Origin of the sequence: Faecalispora sporosphaeroides DSM 1294, from assembly GCA_000383295.1 — a bacterium.
GTDB classification, from domain to species: Bacteria; Bacillota; Clostridia; order Oscillospirales; family Acutalibacteraceae; genus Faecalispora; species Faecalispora sporosphaeroides.
Map to the genome: position 1 here is coordinate 17,848 of KB911078.1, position 23,383 is coordinate 41,230.

Annotated in this window: 21 protein-coding genes; 4 read left to right on the top strand and 17 right to left on the bottom strand. The window is 54.4% G+C overall.

The genetic code is table 11. From position 1 onward, the window contains the following. Positions 1-98: 98 nt before the first annotated feature. The 4 genes from G340_RS0115300 to G340_RS0115315 all read right to left on the bottom strand — a co-directional run bounded on the left by G340_RS0115300 (position 99) and on the right by G340_RS0115315 (position 3,921). Positions 99-1,874: an acyl-CoA carboxylase subunit beta gene (locus G340_RS0115300; RefSeq protein ID WP_020074518.1), complete on the bottom strand. Its 1,776-nt coding sequence runs from the start codon at positions 1,872-1,874 to the stop codon at positions 99-101. A gap of 382 nt (positions 1,875-2,256) precedes the next feature. Beyond that, entirely contained in the window at positions 2,257-2,706 is a 450-nt protein-coding gene (locus G340_RS0115305) for an acetyl-CoA carboxylase biotin carboxyl carrier protein subunit (RefSeq protein WP_020074519.1), read from the bottom strand. 57 nt (positions 2,707-2,763) lie between these two features. Beyond that, positions 2,764-3,015 (bottom strand): hypothetical protein, encoded by a 252-nt coding sequence (locus G340_RS0115310; protein ID WP_009065298.1) that lies wholly within the window; start codon positions 3,013-3,015, stop codon positions 2,764-2,766. A 153-nt stretch (positions 3,016-3,168) separates the two neighbouring features. Further along, complete coding sequence (locus tag G340_RS0115315; protein ID WP_020074520.1) at positions 3,169-3,921, bottom strand: IclR family transcriptional regulator; 753 nt, start codon at positions 3,919-3,921, stop codon at positions 3,169-3,171. 393 nt (positions 3,922-4,314) lie between these two features. On the opposite strand from G340_RS0115315, the gene G340_RS0115320 reads away from it, so the two are divergent. Together G340_RS0115320 and G340_RS0115325 are read left to right on the top strand one after the other, a co-directional pair. Beyond that, positions 4,315-5,499, top strand: coding sequence for an acetyl-CoA C-acetyltransferase (locus G340_RS0115320; protein WP_020074521.1), 1,185 nt, complete (start codon positions 4,315-4,317; stop codon positions 5,497-5,499). 321 nt (positions 5,500-5,820) lie between these two features. Continuing rightward, entirely contained in the window at positions 5,821-6,654 is an 834-nt protein-coding gene (locus G340_RS0115325; RefSeq protein WP_020074522.1) for a 3-hydroxyacyl-CoA dehydrogenase NAD-binding domain-containing protein, read from the top strand. Positions 6,655-7,108: 454 nt separating this feature from the next. On the opposite strand, the gene G340_RS0115330 is transcribed toward G340_RS0115325, so the two are convergent. From G340_RS0115330 to G340_RS0115365, 8 genes are all read right to left on the bottom strand, one after another. After that, positions 7,109-7,954, bottom strand: coding sequence for a response regulator (locus G340_RS0115330; RefSeq protein WP_020074523.1), 846 nt, complete (start codon positions 7,952-7,954; stop codon positions 7,109-7,111). Further along, positions 7,951-9,240 (bottom strand): sensor histidine kinase, encoded by a 1,290-nt coding sequence (locus tag G340_RS0115335; RefSeq protein WP_020074524.1) that lies wholly within the window; start codon positions 9,238-9,240, stop codon positions 7,951-7,953. Before G340_RS0115335 ends, G340_RS0115330 begins: the two co-directional genes overlap by 4 nt. Before the next feature lie 526 nt (positions 9,241-9,766). Then, positions 9,767-11,116, bottom strand: a complete 1,350-nt coding sequence (gene gdhA, locus G340_RS0115340) for an NADP-specific glutamate dehydrogenase (protein WP_020074525.1) — start codon at positions 11,114-11,116, stop codon at positions 9,767-9,769. Positions 11,117-11,436: 320 nt separating this feature from the next. Further along, a complete protein-coding gene (locus tag G340_RS0115350; protein ID WP_020074526.1) occupies positions 11,437-12,693 on the bottom strand; it encodes a sodium/glutamate symporter in 1,257 nt (418 codons plus the stop codon). 411 nt (positions 12,694-13,104) lie between these two features. Beyond that, entirely contained in the window at positions 13,105-13,902 is a 798-nt protein-coding gene (murI, locus tag G340_RS0115355; RefSeq protein ID WP_020074527.1) for a glutamate racemase, read from the bottom strand. Positions 13,903-13,967: 65 nt separating this feature from the next. Beyond that, positions 13,968-14,414: a hypothetical protein gene (locus G340_RS18120; protein ID WP_154653246.1), complete on the bottom strand. Its 447-nt coding sequence runs from the start codon at positions 14,412-14,414 to the stop codon at positions 13,968-13,970. A 289-nt stretch (positions 14,415-14,703) separates the two neighbouring features. Beyond that, positions 14,704-15,093 carry a PH domain-containing protein gene (locus G340_RS0115360; protein WP_020074528.1) on the bottom strand — a complete coding sequence of 130 codons (390 nt, stop codon included), beginning with the start codon at positions 15,091-15,093 and terminating at the stop codon, positions 14,704-14,706. A gap of 31 nt (positions 15,094-15,124) precedes the next feature. Beyond that, positions 15,125-15,619: a pyridoxamine 5'-phosphate oxidase family protein gene (locus G340_RS0115365; RefSeq protein WP_020074529.1), complete on the bottom strand. Its 495-nt coding sequence runs from the start codon at positions 15,617-15,619 to the stop codon at positions 15,125-15,127. 218 nt (positions 15,620-15,837) lie between these two features. On the opposite strand from G340_RS0115365, the gene dcd reads away from it, so the two are divergent. Further along, positions 15,838-16,368: a dCTP deaminase gene (gene dcd / locus G340_RS0115370; protein ID WP_020074530.1), complete on the top strand. Its 531-nt coding sequence runs from the start codon at positions 15,838-15,840 to the stop codon at positions 16,366-16,368. A gap of 356 nt (positions 16,369-16,724) precedes the next feature. Here the strand turns inward: dcd and G340_RS0115375 are convergent, their stop codons facing one another. The 5 genes from G340_RS0115375 to zapA all read right to left on the bottom strand — a co-directional run bounded on the left by G340_RS0115375 (position 16,725) and on the right by zapA (position 20,515). After that, entirely contained in the window at positions 16,725-16,991 is a 267-nt protein-coding gene (locus G340_RS0115375; protein WP_020074531.1) for a DUF4321 domain-containing protein, read from the bottom strand. 24 nt (positions 16,992-17,015) lie between these two features. Further along, positions 17,016-17,459 carry a dUTP diphosphatase gene (gene dut, locus G340_RS0115380; RefSeq protein WP_020074532.1) on the bottom strand — a complete coding sequence of 148 codons (444 nt, stop codon included), beginning with the start codon at positions 17,457-17,459 and terminating at the stop codon, positions 17,016-17,018. Positions 17,460-17,483: 24 nt separating this feature from the next. Continuing rightward, positions 17,484-19,574, bottom strand: a complete 2,091-nt coding sequence (locus G340_RS0115385) for a U32 family peptidase (RefSeq protein WP_020074533.1) — start codon at positions 19,572-19,574, stop codon at positions 17,484-17,486. Positions 19,575-19,661: 87 nt separating this feature from the next. After that, a complete protein-coding gene (locus G340_RS0115390) occupies positions 19,662-19,847 on the bottom strand; it encodes a hypothetical protein (protein ID WP_020074534.1) in 186 nt (61 codons plus the stop codon). A 41-nt stretch (positions 19,848-19,888) separates the two neighbouring features. After that, positions 19,889-20,515 carry a cell division protein ZapA gene (gene zapA / locus G340_RS0115395; protein ID WP_020074535.1) on the bottom strand — a complete coding sequence of 209 codons (627 nt, stop codon included), beginning with the start codon at positions 20,513-20,515 and terminating at the stop codon, positions 19,889-19,891. A 395-nt stretch (positions 20,516-20,910) separates the two neighbouring features. Here zapA and G340_RS0115400 point away from each other — a divergent pair, with 395 nt between their 5' ends. Then, positions 20,911-23,358: a glycogen/starch/alpha-glucan phosphorylase gene (locus G340_RS0115400; RefSeq protein ID WP_020074536.1), complete on the top strand. Its 2,448-nt coding sequence runs from the start codon at positions 20,911-20,913 to the stop codon at positions 23,356-23,358. Positions 23,359-23,383 lie beyond the last annotated feature (25 nt).

The window sequence follows — 23,383 nt, forward strand, 5'->3', positions numbered from 1 at the left end:
CCTTCATCAACTGTAAGGGTGGATACCACACTGTTGGATTGACTGGGCGGTGCGCCGGAATCCCGATTCACGATTTTCCGCCTCAGGCGGAGACCGAATTATTTTTCAACTGCTTTGGCAAATACGTTGTTGTAATCGCGGATTGCTCTGGGCAGAAGCATCTGATGGAACGCGCAGAACGAACGCGGGTTCTGGTAAGCGGACTCGGCAAACGCGATCACGTACTCTCTGATCTTGGTCAGCTCGATGATCTCATCCAGGAAGCCGTGCTGAGCGCAGAACAGCGGGCCGGATTTGACACGGTACTCCTCGATCATCTCGTTCATCTTGTCAATGGTGGGCTTGAGGTCCTTGCCGGCCTTGGCGTCCTTTACCAGGCGGCGGGAATACATGGCGGCGGCGGCGGTTTCGCCGTGCATCACGTTCACTTCGCTGGCCGCGGTGCCGAGGGTGAAGGCGTTGGTATCGTTGCCCTGCGGGCCGCCCATCACATAGTGGGCAGCGGCGGTGCTCTTTCTCAGAGTGATTTCAATCTGCGGCACCTTGGAGGACTGGATGGAATAGATCAGAGACTGGCCAAGGCCGAGCAGCTCCGCCTTTTCCGCGTCGTTGCCGACGTCGATTCCGGTGGTATCCTGGAACCAGACGATGGGCAGGCGATCTCTGCCGCACAGGGTGACGAACTCGTTCATCTTGATCAGACCCTGGCGATACAGCTTTCCGCCGACGCCGACGCTGTTCTCTTTATACTCGGGGTAGTTCATCAGGATGCCCTGATAGTTTGCGATCACGCCGACCAGCAGGCCGTTTACCTTGGCGATGCCGGTGATGATCTCGGGGCCGTAGCCCTTCTTGTATTCGTCGAACTGGCTGCCGTCGAAAATGCGGCTGAGGATATTCTCCACATTGTAGGGGCGCTTGGTGTTCATGGTCAGGATGCTGTACAGCTCGCTGGGCTCAAAGTTGGGCTCCTGCGGGTAATCCACACGGAAGAACTCCGGATTGTACGCCGGAATATCGTCCATGTACTTCTGAATCGCCTCGAGAACGCCCATTTCCTCAGTGTACGCCTCGCGGAAGAAGCCCGTTTCGCCGTAGTGGATCGCAACGTTTCCGGGCGGGTCGTTGACCTGCTTCTTGGTTGCCTCGATCAGCGCCTGCGCAGCCTCTTCGTCCACATAGCCCTTCGGGTTCATGCCGCCCACGATGCCGGCGCCGCCGACTGCCATGTTGGCTTTCTCATGAGCGATCAGAATGGTGGGGCTGATGCTGTGGTATCCGCCGCCGGCCGGGTTGGTGCCGTAGATGCCGACGATCACCGGAATGCCGTTCTGCTGCAGATCCGCATTGCGGAAGAAGGGGGTGCCGCCGCCGCGGCGGTTTGCGTATACCTTCTCCTGCTCGTCGAGCTTAACGCCGCTGCAGTTCAGGATGTAAACAAGCGGGATGTTCAGGCATTTTGCGGTGTCGGAGCCACGCAGCAGGTTGTCTGCCTGGCCCGCGACCCATGCGCCGGCCAGCTTTTTATTGTCGGAGGCGATGATCATCGCCCACTTGCCGCGAATTCTGCCCAGGCCCTTGATGATGCCGGTGCTGCCGGTAGAGTTGCTCTCCGGGTCATACAGGCTGTTCAGGGGCAGGAACGAACCGGGGTCTACCAAAGCCTCAATACGGTCGGTAGCGGTCATCTGACCGGACTGGTGCAGAGATTCGTCGGAACGTCCGCTATCGCGCATTTCGGCCCTCTTATCTGCGATTTCCTTTTCCACTTTGCGGAATTCCGCTTCGTTTTCCGCGTTCACCTGGGGGTTTGCCGAACCGATGATCGGCATATTTTTAAAGTACGAGGGCATTGAGTAACCGTGCTCAGCCATTGACAGGTGCCTCCTTTTTCAAATAAAGAATCATTTGGACTGAAAAAGGCAGAATTTATTTGCAGTTACTGAAAAAAACAGAAAAAATCGAAAAATTACAGCCAAACGGCCGATTTGTTAATTTTTGAACAAACCACTCGTGCTTACTGTCTATTTTAACACACAAATACCGGTTTGCCAAGCTGTATTTTCAGGAAACGCACAAATCCGCCTCTGTTTGCAACCTCATAAAAGCATAAAGCCCGCTGAAAAGCCCGCACTGGATTCTTCCGTGAATCATCCGCATCTTAGAATGCATTCCACGATAAGAACCTGCGAGCCGTTACTTCAGCGCAAGCCGGATCGAAATCCGGCAGCAATATCAAACTGAGGGGGAGAAGAATCAGCCGATCACAGCCAGCTGATCGTTGGACTGTACCGCGTCGCCCTTGTTGACGGAAACGCTCTTCACAGTGCCGTCGCAGGGAGCAACGATCTCGTTTTCCATCTTCATCGCCTCGAGGATGAACAGGGTATCGCCCGCTTTGACTGCCTGACCTTCGGAAACCTTTACCTGTAGGATGGTTCCGGGCATGGGGCAGTTAACGGTGGTATCGCCGGCTGCCGCCGCTGCGGGAGCCTTCTTGGGAGCGGGGGCCGCTGCGGGGGCGGGAGCTGCCGCAGGAGCCGCTGCCGGGGCGGGCGCTGCTACGGGAGCGGGAGCCGCTACCGGGGCCGGAGCCGCCTGAAGCTCGCCGGTGTAGATTCCTCTGGGAATCGGTTTGTAAGCGGAGGGAGCGCGCTCCACATCCACCTCATATGCTTTGCCATTGACTCTTGCCAAGTATTTCATAATCGGTCTCTCCTATCACAACATAATTCTTTTCAAAACAACGGATGCTTTCTTTTGTTAACACTCTCTGATGCTGTTAAACTGCAGCTGATCCAGCGGAATCTGCAAATCCTCGCTGATTGTGGCCATAATAACCGCGTAAATCTCGTCTGTTCCATCGTCTACAGGCTGCGGCGCCGGCGCCACAACGGGCCTTGCTGCCAACTCTTCCACCGCGGCCTTGATTTTGGTCAGCGTTGAAAGGATCGCGATCGTCAGTATCACGGTCAGTCCTGAGAACAACAGCGGCAATAATTGCTCAACTGGCATACTCTAAATCCCCCCTCTTGATTTCCCGTATTATGAAATTCATTTCATTTTTTGGAATTTTCAAAATAAATGATAGCATCAAATGAATTGTGTGTCAATAAAAAAACAAGACATTGAATCTTTATTTTTAATAAAAATGGCAGTACATTATTGTCATTTTTGGACAAACCCCAATAGAATGGATAACTGGGCTGCGTGCTGCTTTACCAGAACTTTGAACTCCTCTTCCTGCGCTCTGGTGGTGCGCGACTGCGGGGCGATCAGACCGATGGAAGCGACCGCCTTGCCGTTCATGTCGAACACCGGCGCACCGATTCCCACCGCATCCGGAATGTATTCCCCGCGTGAAATTGCGACGCCCTCCTCGCGGATGCGCACCAGGCTGTTCAGCAGCTTTTGTTCTTCTTCCGGCGTAAACGCCGGATCATCCCGCAGATGATCCTGAATGTAGCTCCGGATGAAGCTGTCCGTCTGAAAGGCCAGCAGAGCCCGGCGGCTGCCGCCGTAGTGCAGGTCCACCTCGTTGCCGAAGCGCTCGATCACCTTCAGGGGATTCGGGCCCTCCACCTTTTCAAGCACCATGCCTCTATAGCCCGATATAATAATCAGGAAAACATCTTCCTTGGTGATTTTCATCAGATCCTTCAGCACAGGCTTCGCGGAATCGCTCAGTCGTAAACGCCTTGTCGCCGCCATTCCCAGCGGAATCAGGGCAGTACCCAGCCGATAAAGGTGTGTTTTGGGGTCGCGGGACACATAGTTCGCGCTGCAAAAGGTCTGCAGAATCCGGTGAACCGTGCTCGACGGCAGGCCGGACATCTGCGACAGCTCTGCAAGCGAACAGGATTTATCCGCTTTTCGCAGGTGCTCGAGAACCTCCATCGCACGTATCAAGCTTTGTACCATTTCAATACCTCCTTTTTATGATTAACGAATCGTTTCCGATCAATTTTTCACGATTTCTAAATCATTTTGCTGTAAAATACGGTTATCATCATACAAGATTATTTCACAATATGCAATTGTTCTTTTTCCCGGCCTGCGCAAAATATTCTACCGCGTCTGTAAAACGACAAAAATGCTAAAAAAGCCGAATTGATTTTGTTAAAAAAATCAATCGGCCGACCCTTGTGTTTTGTTTCCTATAGTGAGATAATAGGTATGAATTGATTCCATGATTCAGAATGAATTCCTTATTGTGAAATGGTTGGCAGGTGTCTGTGATTGCAAAATCCGCCGTGTATTCTTTCTTTTTCGGCGGAGTGACCCCACCAGAAAATTTAGGAGGTTAGCACCATTATGGCAACAGAAATTGTATTGGCAGGTGCCGTGAGAACGGCAGTTGGTAAATTCGGAGGAAGCCTTGCCGGCGTACCGGCGCCCCGACTCGGCGCATTTGTAATTGAGCAGGCTTTGAAGAGAGCCGGCATTCAGACTTCAGACGTGGACGAGGTTCTCATGGGCTGCGTGATTCAGGCCGGTCTTGGCCAGAACGTGGCGCGCCAGGCAGCTATTTTCGCCGGCCTGCCGCAGGAGGTTCCCGCGCTGACTCTGAACCAGGTTTGCGGCTCCGGTCTGCAGAGCGTAAACGTTGCTGCTTCCCGCATCCGTGCCGGTGAAGCGGACGTCGTCATCGCCGGCGGTATGGAGAATATGTCCGCTGCGCCTTACGCGCTGCAGCAGGCCCGTTTCGGCTACCGCATGAACAACAACAAGATCGTTGATACCATGGTAAATGACGCTCTGTGGGATGCGTTCAACGACTACCACATGGGTGTAACCGCGGAAAACGTAGCGAAGAAATACGGCATTACCCGCGAAATGCAGGATGAATTTGCCGCATGGAGCCAGAATAAATGCGAAGCCGCACAGAAGGCCGGCAAGTTCGACGCCGAGATCGCCCCGCTGGAGATTCCCGGCAAAAAGGGTGCCGTAACGGTATTCTCTACCGACGAGCAGGCGCGTGCCGGCGTAACGGTTGAGGGCATCAGCGGCCTGAAGCCCGCCTTCCTGAAAGACGGTACTGTTACCGCCGCGAATGCTTCCGGCATTAACGACGGCGCTGCCGCTGTGATCGTTATGAGCGCAGAAAAGGCGAAGGAACTGGGCGTGAAGCCCCTGGCCAGATGGGTTGGCGGCTCCTGGGCCGGTGTAGACCCGGCGATCATGGGCATTGGGCCTGCTTTCTCCACCCAGAAGCTGCTCACAAAGCTCAACATGAGCATCGACGAGATGGAAGTCATCGAGGCCAACGAAGCGTTTGCCGCACAGGCTCTGGCCGTGGGCCAGGAGCTGAAGTGGAACAAAGAGAAGGTCAACCCGAACGGCGGCGCAATCGCGATCGGCCACCCCGTTGGCGCTTCCGGCTGCCGTATCCTCTGCACTCTGCTGTATGAGCTGCAGCGCCGTGGCGGCGGCAAGGGCCTTGCCACTCTGTGCGTAGGCGGCGGCATGGGCGTTTCCACCATCGTGGAAGGCTTATAATTATTTTAAGAAGCAACGGAGGACGAAGCGATTCCTTCTCCGGCGGTAAAACATATCGCTGCTTTGCGTTTCAAGGTTCTCTCCGCCAAACGGCAGCCCGCTGCCGCTTACGGTGTGAGGTTCTTTATCACCACTGTTCGGTCAAGCGTCCCGCGCGGAGCAATTCGCCCGGGCGCTCCCGTTTCATTTGGTTCGAATGGTTCTCCGCCGCCCGGGCGGGTTTCGCCCGGCTCCGAAGCACCTGTGATCTGCCCGGGGAAGACACGCCGGCACAACGGCTGCCCACGGGAGGAGAAATGATAGAAACAGGAGGTCATTCATATGAAAGTTGGCGTAATCGGCGCCGGAACCATGGGCTCCGGTATTGCTCAGGCTTTCGCTGTCACAGAGGGTTACGAGGTTGTCCTGTGCGACATTCAGGAAAGCTTTGCTGAAAATGGCAAAAAGAAGATTCAGGCAAATTTGGAAAAGCTCGTTTCCAAAGGAAAGCTGGAAGAAGCGAAGAAGGATGCAGTCCTCGCGAAAATCACCACCGGCCTGAAAGAAAAGGTTGCAGACTGCGACCTGATCGTGGAAGCCGCGATTGAAAACATGCAGGCCAAGCGTGAGCTGTTCCTGGCTCTGCAGGGCATCTGCAAAAAGGAGACCATCTTCTCCACCAATACATCCTCGCTGTCCGTAACGGAGCTGTCCTCCAAACTGGATCGCCCGGTGATCGGCATGCACTTCTTCAACCCGGCCCCCGTCATGAAGCTGATTGAAATCGTAGTCGGCCTGAACACTCCGCAGGAGCTGGTTGACCGCATTTCTGAAATCGCCAAGGAAATTGGCAAAACTCCGGTCATCGCGAAGGACGCCGCAGGCTTTATTGTAAACCGCGTACTGATTCCGATGATCAACGAAGCGATTGGCATTTACGCAGACGGCACCGCCTCTGCCCAAGATATTGACACCGCAATGCAGCTGGGCGCGAACCACCCCATGGGCCCGCTGGCTCTGGGCGATTTGATAGGCCTGGACATTTGCCTTGCGATCATGGAGGTTCTCCAGTCCGAGACGGGCGACCCCAAATACCGCCCGCATCCCTTGCTGCGTAAAATGGTTCGCGGCGGCGCGCTGGGAAGAAAAACCGGCAAAGGCTTCTATACCTATTAATTTGATTTCACCATGCTAACTAAAGAGAACCCAGGCGTTTCCATTCTCCGTTGGAATCGCCTGGGTTTTCTGATTCTATGGCGAACTCCCTCTGGTATTCTATATTATAATGAAAAGGGGAGAAGCGGCAGGCTGAATTTGCACATGCATCGCAAAGCAGTTTAGAGAAGGTCTTTCGCTTTGCGCTGCATTCATCGCGCGTGTGCTGGTTGTTCTCATGTACAAACAGCTTTCCATACTATAAACATGATCTTGATTCTGCTGGCGCAAAGTCTGCCCCTTAGGGCCGAGGCAAGCCCGCGCAAGCGGAATCCCCACGCGCGGGCACCCGCAGAAAAAGGCAATCCCTTCTTTTGAACAAAGGCTCCTCTTCAATAACAAAGCAATTCTTCCAAAAAGAAAATATAATTGATATAGCAGAAGCGCCGCCCGGCCGGGACAGCGCTTTCCTTCGTTATTGATCCATAAATACCAGCAGACCATTAATGAACTTTTTGATGTTGATCTTTCCGCCGGAGGAACGCTTGCCGCGGATAAAATCCATCTCTGTTTTGATTCCCTCAAAGGAAAACAGCGTGCTGGAGTACCGCGTAAAGGTGTCGTTCATAAAATCCTCAATGCCCAAATTGGCCAGATTCGACATGCCCTTCGCGATCGCGCGGCGAATCCGCTGCTCCATGCTCTTCGGGTTGTCGCTCAGTATTTCGCACAGCTTGCCAATATTCTCTTCGGCCATGCTGGTTTTTTCATGATCATACAGATACTGGCAAACGGTGATGATATCCTTGGAGCCCTTCTCGCCGGACATGCCAAGCTGGTTGAGAATATACTGCAGCCTGCGCACCGGAGTGTCCTTATCATCCTTTTCGGCGGCCGGGGCGGCGCCCACATCCACCTGAAACATCTTGCGGATATTTGACAGCGTCTGTTCCATTTGAATCTGCCGGGTAATATTTTCAATTACCCGCTTGATCTCGATCACATTGATCGGCTTGCTGATAAAAAAGTCCACCCCCGCGTTGTAGGCCTTCATAATCAGCTCCTTGTTTGAAACCTGCGAGATCATGATGCACTTGGCAGTGCTGCCCATTTCGCGCAGAGCCGATACCACCTGAATTCCATCCACATTGGGCATCAGAAAATCCACCAGTACCACATCGGGGTTCCGCGCCATAATCTCTGCCGGGTCGGGGGCCTTGCCCTCCGAGTCGCCGCACACACTGCCCAGGTTATGGCTTTCGATAATATCTTCCAGGTTATTGATCACCGACAAATCGTCTTCTACAATATAAAAATTCATACAGTTTCTTCCTCCAGCTTTTCCGCGGGGATCATTACACGGAACTCCGTTCCAACCCCAAGCTCTGATTTCACTTCTATGGAACCATTGAATTTTTCCTCCACCGTCATCTGTACCCCCGACAGACCTACCCCACGGTAGATATTCCCCGTTTCTTCATCAAACTTTGTGGAAAATCCCATCTGAAAGATCCGATCCATGTCTTTCTTCGGGATTCCGGGCCCGTTATCGGTTACCGTAAACCAAAACTGATCGCCCTGCTTCTCCACAGAAACCAAAATCCAGCCTTTATGCCCCTTTTTCTCAATCGCTTCGATGCCGTTATTCACCAGGTTCATCAGCACCAGCATCAGCGCATAGTGGTCGCCGGTGACAAACTCATCCTGCACGTGAAAATCCAGCTGAATATCGAGCCTGCGAGCCTCCAGCAGGCGATAGGTGGATTCCTTTAAAATTTGCAGCAGATCGCGAATTCCCATCTCTTCTTCACTGTACTGCTCATCAATCTCTTTTTGTATTCCCTGCATGATGCGGATATAATCCTTTTTGATTTCATGGACGTCGCGAGCGATGGAAAGCGCCGTTTTCTTCAGCTCCGGCTGCAGGTCCATTCCCGAAAGCTTCTCATACAGGCGATAGGCGTTGCTCATCGCCGACTCGATTTCATCGGTGTTTTTCTCCATGAAGTACACTTCGTTTTTCAGCCGCGTCGTCATCAGGTACAGGCGCTGATAGCGATTTTCGTGCTCCATCTTCTTCATGAGAGCACGATAATTCTGCTCGCCAAGCAGAATGGAACCCGCGATAATCGTACGGGCCACCGCAATGCCAAACAGATAAAAATACACCTGCGTGTCAAGGCTGTTGTACCGCATGCTCGTACGCAGCCCGACTTCAAAAATATTGGCGCAGAAATCGCTGAGCACCATGCCGACGATCATCTGCTGAAACGGAATTGTGTGCTTGTTTTTAATAAAAACCGAAAACAGCAGCCCATAGGCCACATAAAACAAACCGCCGATCAGCGCAACCGTCACATTGTCCTGCAGCTGCGCAATTCCCGAGCTGATCAGGAACAAGCGCACCACAAACACCATGGCACCGGTCACACAGCCAATCGCCGCGGAATTCTGATCCTTTGCGATCGTCATGAGTAAAACAGGGAACAGGATCACCGCCGCTGAAATACGAAAGTTATCTGTAAAGAAATTGAAATACAACTGAGAGGAAAAAGTCACGATAACTGCAATCAGCAGGGCTCGCTTCCAGTGTTTTAAATCATTCATTTCCTCTCCCCTTACCGCAATAATATATCTCCCTCTCTTTGCCTATATTCCTCCCGGCCCGGCCGGTACCGCACTGTGCGGATCCGCTTGAGAACGGGGGAAAGCGTTTCTCCAAAAAAGATAAAATTCCTCAAATACCCCGTCTCATTCTTTCTTTTAATTATACCATAGCTTTTCGTAAAATCAACTATGTTGAAAGATATGCTGACAAAGCGTGATTTTTTATGTATTATTCCGTATTTTCCAAAGTGATTTCTAACAAAAAGCGAAATTTTTCTGATGAAATCACCCAAATATATTTTGCGTTTTTATGTACTTTTCTGCGGAATTTAATGAGTCCGCGATGATCTCACTGCCAGCACCGCAGAAAAATTTGCGCACCGGAAAGACTCCGTTCTTTGAAAAAGAGTCCCTTTGCCTTTCCAGCCCGGTTCTCTTGGTATCCTTTCCCTTGCGGGCAGAAGAAATAGGCGGGCGTTGTAACGCCCGCCTATTTGAAAACAGCTTGGAAAAACCTTGGGTTTGCTTAGAAAATCCCCTGAGCCAGCATAGCGTCGGCAACCTTTTTGAAGCCGGCGATGTTTGCGCCCGCTACCAGGTTGTAGCCGAGGCCGAACTCTTCCGCAGCGGCAACAGAAGCGTCATGAATGTTCTTCATGATCTGGTGGAGCTTCTGGTCAACCTCTTCCGCAGTCCAAGACAGTCTCTCGCTGTTCTGGGACATCTCCAGACCGGAAACCGCAACGCCGCCGGCGTTAACAGCCTTGGAAGGAGCAACCACCATGCCCTTCTGGCTCATCAGGTATACCAGAGCGTCGTTGGTGGTGGGCATGTTGGCCACTTCGATATAGTATTTAATGCCATTGGCAACGATCTTCTTCGCTTCGTCCATGTTGACATCATTCTGCGTAGCGCAGGGGAGGATAATATCAACCTTGCGGCCCCACGGCTTCTCGCCCGGGAAGAATTCCACACCGAACTTGTCGGCATAATCCTGCACCTTGTCACGGCCGCTGGAACGCATCTCGAGCATGAAGTCGATCTTCTCGTCGGTTACGATGCCATCGGGATCGTATACATAGCCGTCAGGCCCGGAAATGGTTACGGCTTTGCCGCCCAGCTCCGCAATCTTCTTCACAGCGCCCCAGGCAACGTTGCCGAAGCCGGAAATCGCGAAGGTCTTGCCCTTAATGGTGTCGTTTTCATGCTTGAGGACTTCGTTTACATAGTAGATAGCACCATAACCGGTAGCTTCGGGGCGAATCAGGCTGCCGCCGAAGGAACGGCCCTTGCCGGTGATAACACCGTTCTCGAACGCGCCACGAATGCGGCGGTACTGGCCATACATGTAAGCAACTTCTTTTCCGCTTACGCCGATGTCGCCGGCGGGAACGTCGATGTCGGGACCGATGTGGCGATACAGCTCAGTCATGAAGGACTGGCAGAAACGCATGATCTCGGCGTCGCTCTTGCCGCGGGGATCGAAGTCGGAACCGCCCTTTGCGCCGCCCATGGGCAGAGTGGTCAGGCTGTTCTTAAAGGTCTGCTCAAAGCCCAGAAACTTGATGACAGACAGGTTTACGGACGGATGGAAGCGCAGGCCGCCCTTGTAGGGGCCGATTGCTCCGTTGTACTGTACACGGTAGCCGCGGTTTACGTTTACCTTGCCGGCGTCGTCAACCCACGCCACACGGAACTCGATGGTGCGCTCGGGCTCAACCATTCTCTCCAACAGGCCGGCCTTCTCATACTCGGGGTGGGCATCCACTACGGGAGCCAGAGAGGTGAGAACCTCTTCAACGGTCTGAAGAAATTCGGGTTCTCCTGCGTTCTTTTTTCTGGTTTCTTCCAACACTCTTTCAACATACGCGTTCATAACAAAGACCTCCATAAAAAAATTTTTCTCTAAAAATAGGGAAAACTCACACAAATATACAAAAAGGATTCGCAAGCCCCCGGGTTCAGCGCACGCACTCAACCCGCAAAAGCTTTTGCCAATGCCTATTTTGTCCAAAAAACGTCGCTATTTTCAGAACACGAAACGGCCCTCTTCCTGAAACCACACACCTCATTCAGAACGGCCGATCATCGTTTTTTCCACGCTCTGCCGCCCGGCGATTTCATCCGGGCGGCAGAACCACACACACATTTTAGAAATTCAGATGGAATCTATTCCTGCAAGCCTCAGGAATCAGATCACGGAGTCCACCAGTTGAGGAATCCGGTAATCACCGCCGCGTTGATGAAGTCGATGAACAGACCACCAACCATGGGGATTACGAAATAAGCCTCTCTTGCAGGACCATACTGCTTGGTGATCGCCTGCATGTTCGCCATCGCGTTCGAGGTAGCGCCCATTGCGAAGCCGATGAAACCGGCGGTCTGTACCGCAGCATTATAGTTCTTGCCCATTACGTTGAATACGACATAGTAAGAGAACAGATACATCAGAACGATCTGCGCCAGCAGAGCAACGATCAGAGGAAGCGCCAGATCTACGAGCTGCCACAGCTTGAGGCCCATCATCGCCATTGCGAGGAACAGGTTCAGGGAAAGTCCGCCGACTGTGTCGATCTCTTCGCCCGGGAACTTTTTGCCTCTTGCGTCATTGATGTTGCGCATGCAAGCCGCAACCAGCATCGCGCCTATGTAGCCGGGGAGTGTAATGCCGGTAGCCGCTTTCAGGCCGACAGAAACGAGCTGACCAATACCGATTGCAACCGCGAGGAGCATTGCGGCATGCGTAAAGGCGCCGCTGGTGGTGCTAAAGGTCTCGCCGTCTTCGCCGCCCTCAAGAGCCGCTTCAGAGGATTTCAGGTTGAACTGCTTGATTCTTCTGTAAGCAGTGGGGCCGCCCATGATAGAGCCCATTACCAGGCCGAAAACAGCCGCGGTAACGCCTACGATGGTACCTGTGCCGCCCATGTTGTAGCCGCCCTTATCGAAAGGAGCGTCCATAGTCGCACCGAAGGCCGCCGCCGTGCCGGGGCCGCCGATCAGCGCGGTGGAACCTGCCGCAACGCCGAGTCTGGGATCCTGACCGAACGCGGCCATCAGTCCGCCGCCCAGGAAGTTCTGCAGGAAAGTCATCACGGTTGCCAGCAGCAGCATGATAATGATGTTTTTACCGCCGCTCTTCAGAATCGGAATGCTGACCGTGAAGCCGACGGTGCAGAAGAATACCAGCATAAAGAAAGACTGCAGCGTGTCGTTAAACGAAATGCTCAGCACGCCGCTCGCGGTGAGAATCGTGTTCACGATGGCGAAATACAAACCGCCTACCAGAGGCGAGGGGATGCACTTTTCTTTCAGGAACCGAACCTTATCAACCGTCCAGTTACCAAGCCAGAACAAAAGTGCCGCAAGACCTGCCGCCAGGTACATGTTCAGGCCAATTGTAGTCATACCGGCATCGTTCGTGCCGATATCAATGACTCCTTTTAAAACGCCCATAAACTATCTCCTCCTACAACAATAGAAATTTGGTTGTCTGTAAGTATGACATCGCGATGTCAAAATGCTACAGAAAAATACAATAACGTCAAAAAATTAATAAAAAATATTTGACGCCGGAGCAAATACCATCCAACATGAACAAATAGCGGGCCCAATTCCCGTTATTCTGCCAAGAAAGTCTTGTTGGAGCAGCTCCATTTGTTTTCAATCCGGTGGTTTTTTACGAGCACCACCCGCTCTGTGCCGGCTGGATTCCCGCTGTCGCGAAAGATACGGCAGCGCCGCCTTCAGCGATGGAATACGGAACAAAGGCCACGCACATTCTTGCTTGCCGCGAAAGCTCATCTTATGTACAAAAAGCTTTCTGATTCTGCTCTCTCTGTAAACCGAACGGAATACAAATTCTTTTTACAGAGCGATATGAGCGGTGGAAGTAGGCTCTTTCATCCCAATCCGCTTCGCAACCTGGACGTAAACCTCCGGGTCGCCCGAAGTACAGATGGTAAAGCCGCCTTCTCCCTCCCGGGCCAGAGAATTCTTTTCCGTCAGGTAGTCGCGAACGACATTGGCCTGTTCAAGGGCCGGATTGATGAAGGAAAGCCCAGGATAGCACTCTTTGAAGTTGTTTTCAATAATAGGATAATGCGTACACCCCAAAATGACGTGCTGAATCTGAGCGTCTCTGGACAGGATGTTGTCGATCTGAGTACGGATCTCGGTGTTGATGTCCTGCTGATTGAAGTCACCTCTGTCAACCAGCCCCGCCAGCAGCGGGCTGCCCTTGCCGGTTACCTGAACCTCCGGATCAAGCTGATGGATCAGCTTGTCGTAGTTGCCGGTCGAAACGGTGAATTCCGTAGCGATCAGCCCTACTCTTTTGATTCCCGAGCGCACAACATATGCGGCAGAAGGAGCCACAATGCCAATGATCTTAAAATCAAAGTCCGGTGTAAGGATATCGACAAGAGTTGAAATGGTGTTGCAGGCAATCGCGACGACCTTTACCCCATGGCCGCCCAAAAAGCGAAGCATTTTACGGCTCAGCTCTGCGATCTCCTGCGCCGACCTGTTCCCGTAGGGGCAATTGGCGCTATCGCCAAAGTACAGGATATCCTCATGCGGCAGGATACGCTGAATTTCTTTTGCAACCGTAAGCCCGCCAATGCCGGAATCCATTACCCCGATGGAACCCTCTAAAATTGACATAACAGCCTCCTTTTTTTCCGCCGGACAGTCGCCTGTCCGGGCTGTCAAATAAATTCACGACCCTATTATAGTGCATTTGTTTTGCAAAGGCAATAGGTCGAAAACGGCGGCCAGCGGTGGATTTTCGCCTTTTTTGTCTTTCTGTGGAGGACAGTTGAAAGCCCTGTTTTTAAAATGTAAATCATTCTTATTTTTAGCCTTTTGGAGCTCTTTTTTTCTTTCTTCCCACTATCCCTTGTATCTCTCCACGAAGGGTACCCCCTTTTAGAGGCATCCCAAACTCCCCGCGGGATGGACCAGGCTCCCGAATGCCACCCCTCTGCCCGGACAGGCTGAGGAGAGAAAAATGCCGAAAATGCAGGATTGCTCTTCTTATCTCTTTTTATCTGTGACAAATGCGGTGCAACCGGGCGGCTCATTCTGATCGAGATGATCTCCTTTCTCAAATTCGGTTTACGTGAATGTGATCCCCTATATATTGATTTTTGAGGTTTTGTATTATTTTGAAGCAATCTGAAGTATCAAAAAATCTTGCACGTTTCTATCCGGAGTGCTCCGAAAAAATTCTATACAAAGGTACCAAATTGACTCTTTGTAAGTTCCCCTCTCTGTCCTTGGAATAAGTACAAATTGTTCCTGAAAATAATTAAATAAATATGAATTTTTTTTGAACTAAAAACAAACGCGGACATTTCTTTTCAAATATAAAGTATTTTTATAAATAAATGGGGACTCTGCTTTCCAAAAAAGAAAGGCAGAATCCCCATATTCGAGCAGCCGTGCTGCATATTTATCAAATGCTTATTGCAAAACGTATTGCGTGATCAGATCGTACACCTGGAACAAAAGCTCCTCCATCTGGTTCTCTTTGTCCTTGAAAAAGTTCAATTCCAGAACAATCCCGCCGGAAAGCACCAGCTTAATTTCCGCATCCAGATCCAATGTGCCGGCCGTTTCAATTGCATAGGTGACGATACTGCGGTACGGAACGGAAAAATACTCGATCTTTTTGCCGGTGATTCCCTGACGGTCTGCAATCAGAATCCGTTTATCGGTAAACACCGCCACATCCCGAAAGGTTTTAACGCAAAACTGAAGCTGCTCCGACGGGTGCAGAAAGCGCTGAATTTCTGGGGTAACCGGTACCTTACCGTAAAACAGAAAGGATTTATTCACGACTGCATCTGCCATTTTGTCTCTCCTTTCCTTCCTGTATTGCCGTTCAAGGCTGCGCGGGCAGCGGGGGCTTCGGCTTTCTCCAGCGGGCCTTTCCGCTGATCGTCTCCACCGGGATTTTCATGATCTCCATGCGGTCGACACCGCCCTCGATCTTCTTCTCCAGAAATACCCCGCCGTCCGGCAGGCCGTATTTGTCGCACAAAATCCGCAGCATCTCCATCTTTTCGCCGCGGTCGGTGACAAACTCCGCCCGACCGGTCACGATCACGCTCTCAAAATCCGTGCTGTACTGCTCGGGATACAGCAACGTCTGACCGACGCACGTCACGCACACGCGGGGATCCTTTTTCAGGTTATCGAGCTTCTGGCCTTCCTTGGCCATGTGAATATAGATCACGCGGTCTTTCACCACGTAAGAAATCGGCACACCGTAAGGCGCCCCGTCATCCGCATTGACAGTGCAGAGCGTAGCATATTCGGCATTCTCCAGAATCCGGTATGCTTCGTCCTGCGTAATCTGTCTCTCTTTTTTTCTCATAGGATGCATCCTGTGCTCTGTCCTTTCCGTCTCTGAAACCCTTTTTTAAAAGCGTTCGTCTGCGAGTATGATACCTTATTTCCCCGAAAAACGCAAGCAGTGCCCTGCCAGAGCGGCGCCTGACGGCACAGAAAACGCCGGCGCTTTTCTTTACACAAAATTTGTGATGTGGTACAATAGCAGCAAATACCGACCGCACAAAGGAGAACGCTTTCGCCATGATATTATCGGGAAAAGAGATTTTAAAGCATCTTGACAAAGAAATCGTGATCGACCCGTTCGATGAAACGAAGATGAACCCGAACAGCTATAATCTGTCCCTGCACAACGAGCTTTTGGTTTACGACGCCCCGGTGCTGGATATGAAGACCCCCAATCCCGCGACGCTGATCCAGATTCCGCCGGAGGGCCTGACACTGGCCCCGGGCCGCCTGTACCTGGGCCGCACGAAGGAATTTACAAAAACCGAAGGATTCGTCCCCATGCTGGAGGGGCGCTCTTCCATTGGTCGGCTTGGAATGTGCATTCATGCCACGGCGGGCTTCGGCGACGTGGGGTTTGCGGGCTTCTGGACATTGGAGATTTTCGTCGTACAGCCTCTGGTCATCTACCCGGACGTAGAGGTGTGCCAGATTTACTACCACACCATCGACGGGGAATACGACCCGTACTGCAGCGGCAAATATCAGAACAACAAGGGGATTCAGCCCAGCCTGCTGTACAAAGATTTTGAGAAGAACCAGAAATAGTCATCCGTTTGCTATGTACTGAAAAAAGAAGGCCCCGAAACAGGGCCTTCTTTTTGATTGCCCGTTCGCTTTTGCTTTCAAATGAACCCATCCATACTCTTTTGATAGATCATGCTTTACCGCGCCCGAGCTATTTTGCCATCTTCTTTCGGCACCTTCCCTGCAGAGCGGCAGTCTTGTTTTCTACAAGGGAGCGGAAAGCTCTTTGGCGCGGGAAAATTCTTTTCTCGTCAGTTCGCCCCGGCACGAGGGGCAAGCCCGCGCAAGCGGAATCCCACGCGCGGCACCCACTGAGAACTTGTGCTTTCATGCCAAAGATAAAAAAGCAAGCCTGCGCACGCAGTGTGCGTACAGGCTCAGGCACGCAGACGGATCGCGCTGAACGCGAGAATCGCCACCGCGAGCAGCAACGCCTGCGCCACGTTGATATTGACCATCAGGCCGAATGTAAAATTGACCACGGCCAGATCGACCGTTACCGGCTTCAAGCCAAAATCGGCGCTCATGCCGAGCCACGCGAGAAGCGGGAGCTTCGCCGTTACCGTGCCGAGCAGCTTGCCCAGCACCACAGCCAGCACAAGCAGAATAACCAGAAACAAATTTTTGAGCCAATTATGTTTCATCGCGGTTCTCCTCTTTTCCGTCCGTTACCGTTTTCCGGTGGAACCGAATCCGCCGGTGCCGCGCTCGGTGCTGTCCAGCTCGTTCGCCTCTTCCACGGGCGGCAGAAGCACCGGCGAAATCACGAGCTGGGCAATCCGCTCGCCGGGCTGTACGGTATAGGGCTCCTGTCCCAGATTGCACAGCCCTACGCGAATTTCGCCCCGGTAATCGCTGTCGATCACGCCGACGCTGTTGGAAAGGGTGATCCCATGGCGCACGGCCAGACCGCTGCGGGCATACACCAGGCCCACCCACTCCGCAGTGGGAATCGCCATTGCCAGCCCGGTCGGAATCATCGCCCGCCCGCCCGGCGGCAAGAGCACCGGCTCCTCCATGCAGGCCACAAGGTCCATCCCCGCGCTGCCGGGAGTGGCTCTCTGGGGAATCACCGCGTTCGGATGCAGTTTTTGAAATCGAATGGGTTCCATGCTTGTTCCTCCTGCCTGCTTTCGCTACTCAATTCCACGATAATACAACCCCCTTGTAAAAGGCTGCTGTTCTTTGTCGCGTTTTGTATTTTCCACAGCCCGCAAACCAAGATAATTCCGAAAGATTTCCTCAATTTCCACAGAGTTTTCCACAGTAAATCTGAAAACCCCGAAATCCTGCCCGCGAAATTCGCGCATCCGGTCCGCCAGATACAGCGGAACCGAGTTCAGCACCTCGCTCGCGTCGCCGTCGCACATCACGGGGAAGCGCACGCCGCGCCGGTCGGTGAGCCACGCGTTTCCGCCGCACTCGGCACAGCTTTGCGCGCCGTTTTTGCCGGGGCAGTTGCGGCACAGCATCAGCGGCTGGCGGCCGTACACCACCAGCCCGCGCGGCAGATCGCCGCCGATCGCCGCTGCCTGCGCGAGCGTCAGCCCAAACGAAAGCTCGGTGTCGTACAGGCCCTGGCGGCCCAGCCACTCGAGCGCCGGGGTATTCATCGCGTTGAGCGAAAACCCGCCGTGAACCTTCATTCCGCTTTCAAGCGCAAGCCCCACCGCACCGAGCGTTCCGGCCCACACGTCGCAGATACCGGCTTTTTTCAGCGCGTTCAGGCGCTCCTTCAGCCGGTTTTCCGAGCCGAAAATGCCGCGCGGCAAGGCTGCCGCCATCGGGAAGCCCCGGGAAAGCAGCTCTTCAAAGCGCTTCTCCGGCACATCCACCGGCAAATACACCAGCTCGCACTGTTTTGCCAGCTCCGGCACATCCTCCGCCCGCCGGAAGGCGGCGCGCAGGCGCGGTGGTTTTGCGGGCTGATGCGGCCGGGCTGCCGGAACGGGCAGGCGCGTAAACGGCACCGGCTCCCGCTGCGAGCGCAGCGCCAACAATCGCTCCAGCGCCTCGCGGCGCAGGCGGTTGAGCATAGAGAGGGGCAGAGAAAGCCCCGGCTCGATTATGCACTGCACCTCCCGCGCGAAGAACGGGGTTCCGCCGGTCTTTTGCAGCTGCGTGCGGCAACGCTCCTCGTCGATGGGCCGGCTGAGCGCCGGCTCGGGACACTCGCCCAAAGCCTCGGCGCGGCGGCCGTCGTCATCGGCGGCCGAAAGCGCGACCGGCTGCCCGGCCCGCACCGTCAGCTCCAGCCGCACCGGCACGCGCGGCAGCTCGTCCTTATACAGGGCGTGCAGCTGCCCAAACACCTCTTTTGTCGCGCCGGTCACATCCTCCTTGGAGCGGATGCCGAACATTTCCCTCCCCAGCGTGCCGTCGGGGTAACCCGTTGTAAAGCCGGACCGGGAAAACACGGCGGAAAGATTCTCCGTCAGCTCACGCGGGATCGGCCGGCCGTCGGCCGAATACCGGCAGGCCGCCGTTGCGGCTGCCACATATTCCGGGCGCTTCATGCGGCCCTCGATTTTGGCACTGGTCACACCGACATTCTCCAGCTCCGAAATGCGGGCGATCATCGAAAGGTCTTTCAGGCTCAGGTCATGGCCCGTGCCGCCGGGCACGGAAAAGGGCAGACGGCACGGCTGGGCGCACATGCCCCGGTTGCCGCTGCGCGAACCGAGCACCGAGCTGAAATAGCACTGGCCCGACACCGACATGCACAGCGCGCCGTGCACAAAGCTCTCGATCTCTAAGGGCGTGTCCTTCGTTCCATCCCTGATTTCGCGGATCTGCGAAAGGGAGAGCTCGCGCGCCAGCACCACCCGGGCAAAACCGTTTTTCGCGAGCAGGCGCGCGCCCGCCGGACTGGTGATCGACATCTGCGTCGACGCATTGAGCCGCAGCTTTGGGGCGCGCTCATGCAGCAGCGCGGTCAGCCCGGGATCCTGCACGATCAATGCGTCCACCGCGAGGGAACAGGCGTATTCGGCCAGCTCCAGCGCGGCGGGCAGCTCCTCCTGCCGCAGCAGAGTATTGAGCGCCAGATAGACTTTAACGCCCCGGGCATGGCAGTATTCCACTGCCTGCCGCAGGGCGTCATCGTCAAAATTTTTCGCCGCCGCCCGCGCGGAAAACGCGCTGCCGCCCAGATACACCGCATCGGCGCCGGAGCGCACCGCGGCGACCAGAGAATCCGGCGACCCGGCGGGAGATAAAATTTCCATGGTTTGTATCCCAACCTTTATTCAGCATAAAATATACAGTGCGTACAGTGCGGGCCGCCGAAACTCACAGGAGCGTTTTCGGCAGCGCTACTGTTTCGGCCCTTTTCTGTTTCGTCCCAGATACGTCACGTACAGGGCAAACACAATCACCATGATTGTCCCATAAGCGGAAGAGGAGGAGGACTCTTTTGTGAGCGCCTCCAAAACAGTATAGCCCACCAGAAACATCACGACAGCAAGTACCATGACGATGGCGTAATCCCGGTTGCTCATCACAGTGTCCCTTTCTTCCTCCGCGCAGGTATGTTCGGTGTTCAGTCCGTTTCTTTCTTTTCAAAAAAGCTCATGAAACTGCTGCGGTCCAACTCCTCCGGCACCTGGGCAGACGCCGGGCGCGAGTAATGGCCGGTATGCACGTTCGGCACGGCGGGCGCGGCGGGCCGGATTTCCTCCGGCGGTTCCTCCTCGTAAGGCCGCTCGGTCTGCTCCGGCTCCTTTGCCGGTTTCGGCTCCGGCGAAGGCACGGGCTTTTCCTGCTCCGTTGCGGCAGGTGCGGGGCGCGCGGGCTCCCGGGCAGGGCTCCGAGCGGCTTCTCCCGCCGAAAAGCGGGCGCGCAGGGTCTGAATCTCCTGCTTCATGCGCTCGATTTCACGGCGGGCTTCGTCGGCCTCCAGACGGCTGCGGGAGGAATCCTCCAGGTAATCCTTAATCTGCGAGCGCAGATTATCCGCCGCGGCGGCAGCCTTCTTCGCGTCGTCGCAAAACGACAAAGCGGTTATAATGGCGGCCAGGGTCAAAGAAACCCGGTCGTTTTTGGACATAATGCTCTGAATGCTCTTTTCCACTTCATCCCCAAGTGCAAGCACATAGGTTTCGTTATCCTCCGATGTAAGGGTACACTCGGTTCCGCAAATATTCAGACGCACCTTAATCTTATTCATGGTGACCATCCTTTCACAGCCTTGGCAGCAGGCCGGCATTCCTACAATCTCTTTTATTATAAGCCATTTTGCGCAATTAGGAAAGGGCCTGTCGCGTTTTGCCGGATTTTCTTTCGCCGGCGGGCGGAGAAGAGAAGCTCTTACAGGAAATCCATTTTGGTGAATTTAACTAAATTCGGGCCGCTTTCTCTCCACCAATAAAAGAGAATCCTGCCTGAATCCGAAAAATCCTTTTAACTGGGAATACGGGCAAAATTTACGTTTTTTTCTCTTTTATTCTGTCAGTTTATTGGAATTGTATTTCGGTGATTTTTGGTATACAATAAACATAAATCTAACCCGGCATATAATAGGGAAAAGTGCTGCTTTATGATAGAATCGGAGGACAGGAGCATATGAAGTATACGCTTTCAAAAAAAGAGATTCAGGCGCGCGTCAAAGAAACGCTGAGCCATGAAATGAGCGTGGAATGGCAGGACGCCACCGACGAACAGTACTACAAGGCCGTGGCCCTGGTCGTGCGCGACATGCTGGTAAAGGGCCGCAAGGAGTTCCGCGATACCGCGGCCAAAACGGGCACCAAAACCATCTACTATTTATGTATGGAGTTCCTTTTGGGGCGCTCGCTCAAGAACAATCTGTTCAACCTCGGGCTGGAGGATTCGTTCCGCGGCGCGCTCGGCGACATGAATGTGAACCTTGACAATCTCTACGAGCAGGAGCCGGACGCGGGCCTTGGCAACGGCGGCCTGGGGCGCCTTGCGGCCTGTTTTCTCGACGCGCTGGCCACGCTCGGCTACCCGGCGATGGGCTATTCGCTGCGGTACGAGTACGGCATCTTCCGCCAGAAGCTGGTGGAGGGCTGGCAGACCGAGCTGCCGGACTTTTGGCTGCCGGGCGGGAGCGTGTGGTTCCAGCCGGTGCCGGATCGCGCGGTTGAGGTGCATTTTGACGGAACGATTGAGGAATCGTGGAACAACCAGTACCACGTTGTGCGCCATAAGGACTATTCAAAGGTGCTGGCGGTTCCGTATGACCTGTACGTGGCCGGTATGGACGGCCGGGGCGTAAGCCGCCTGCGCGTGTGGGCCGCCACCTCCGCCGAGGCGGATTTTGACATGAAACTCTTCAACGGCGGCGATTACCTGCGCGCCATGGAGCAGAACGCGATGGCCGAGGTCATCACCAAGGTGCTGTACCCCGAGGATAACCACCCCGAGGGGAAGAGTCTGCGCCTGACGCAGCAGTATTTCCTCGTTTCCGCCACGATTCAGGATATCATCCGCCGCCACCTTTCCATCAACCGCACGCTCGACAACCTGCCGGAAAAGATCGCGATCCACCTCAACGACACACACCCGGTGCTGGCGATCCCCGAAATGATGCGCGTGATGCTCGACGAATGCGGCTACGGGTGGGATCAGGCCTGGAGCATCGTTCACCGCACTATGGCGTATACGAACCACACCGTGATGACCGAAGCGCTCGAAAGCTGGGGCGTGGATCTGTTCCGCCGCCGTCTGCCGCGCATTTACCAGATTGTGGAGGAGATCAACCGCCGCTTCTGCGCTGAAATGCACGCGAAAGGCGTGGACGGCTACAAGGTAGGGCGCATGGCTCCCCTCAACGACGGCTATGTGAAAATGGCGAATCTCGCGGTTGTGAGCACTCACTCCATCAACGGCGTGTCGCAGCTGCACAGCGACATTTTAAAGCAGACCGTATTCCATGATTTTTACACCGAAATGCCCGAAAAATTCCGCAACGTGACAAACGGAATCGCCTACCGCCGCTGGCTGAATCAGTCGAACCCCGCGTATGCCGCGCTGATCACCGAGCTGATCGGCGAGGAATATATCCACAACGCCGCCCGGCTCGACCGCCTGCTCAAATTCCAGAACGACAAGTCCGTGCTCGAGCGCATGGCGAACATCCGCCGCGGCAACAAGGAGCGCATCGCGGCCTATGTGCTGAAAACCAACGGAATCGCGATCGACCCCGACTCCATTTTCGACGTGCAGGTCAAGCGCCTGCATGAATACAAGCGCCAGCACCTGAACGCGCTCGAAATCCTCGCCACCTACCAGTGGCTGCGCGACAATCCGAACGCGGACTTTACCCCCAGAACGTATTTCTTCGGCGCGAAGGCCGCGCCGGGCTACTATATGGCAAAGCAGATCATCCAGTTCATCGTCAATCTGGGCGACACCATCAACAACGACCCGCGCGTCAACCAGAAGATGAAGGTCGTCTATCTGGAGGACTACCGCGTAACGCTCGCCGAGCTGCTCATCCCCTCGGCGGACATCAGCGAGCAGATTTCTCTCGCGGGCACCGAGGCCTCCGGCACCAGCAACATGAAATTCATGATCAACGGCGCGGTGACGCTCGGCACGCTCGACGGCGCAAACGTGGAGATTCACGACGCCGTAGGCGACGAGAATATCCTGCTGTTCGGCATGACCACCGCGCAGGCGCAGGAGCGCAAAAAGAACGGGTATTATCCCGCGGGGATTTACCAGAACCACCCCGTTCTACGCCAGGCGCTCGACGAGATGAGCCGCGGCTTTCACGGCGTCAGCTTCCGCCAGATTGCGGATTCGCTGAAAAACGCCGATCCCTACATGGTACTGGCGGACTTTGACGACTACACCCGCGCGCGCCGCCTCTCGCAGCAGCTGTATCAAAACCCCGGGCAGTGGTACCGCATTGCGCTGACAAACACCGCCCACGCGGGGCGCTTTTCCGCCGACCGCTCCATTCGCGAGTACGCCGCAGAAATCTGGAACGCGGAACCGGTTCCCCAGGTGGGAAAAGGACGCGCGGAAAAGGCGGAGCGGTGACGCTCCGCCGAAAAACGGCAAAAAG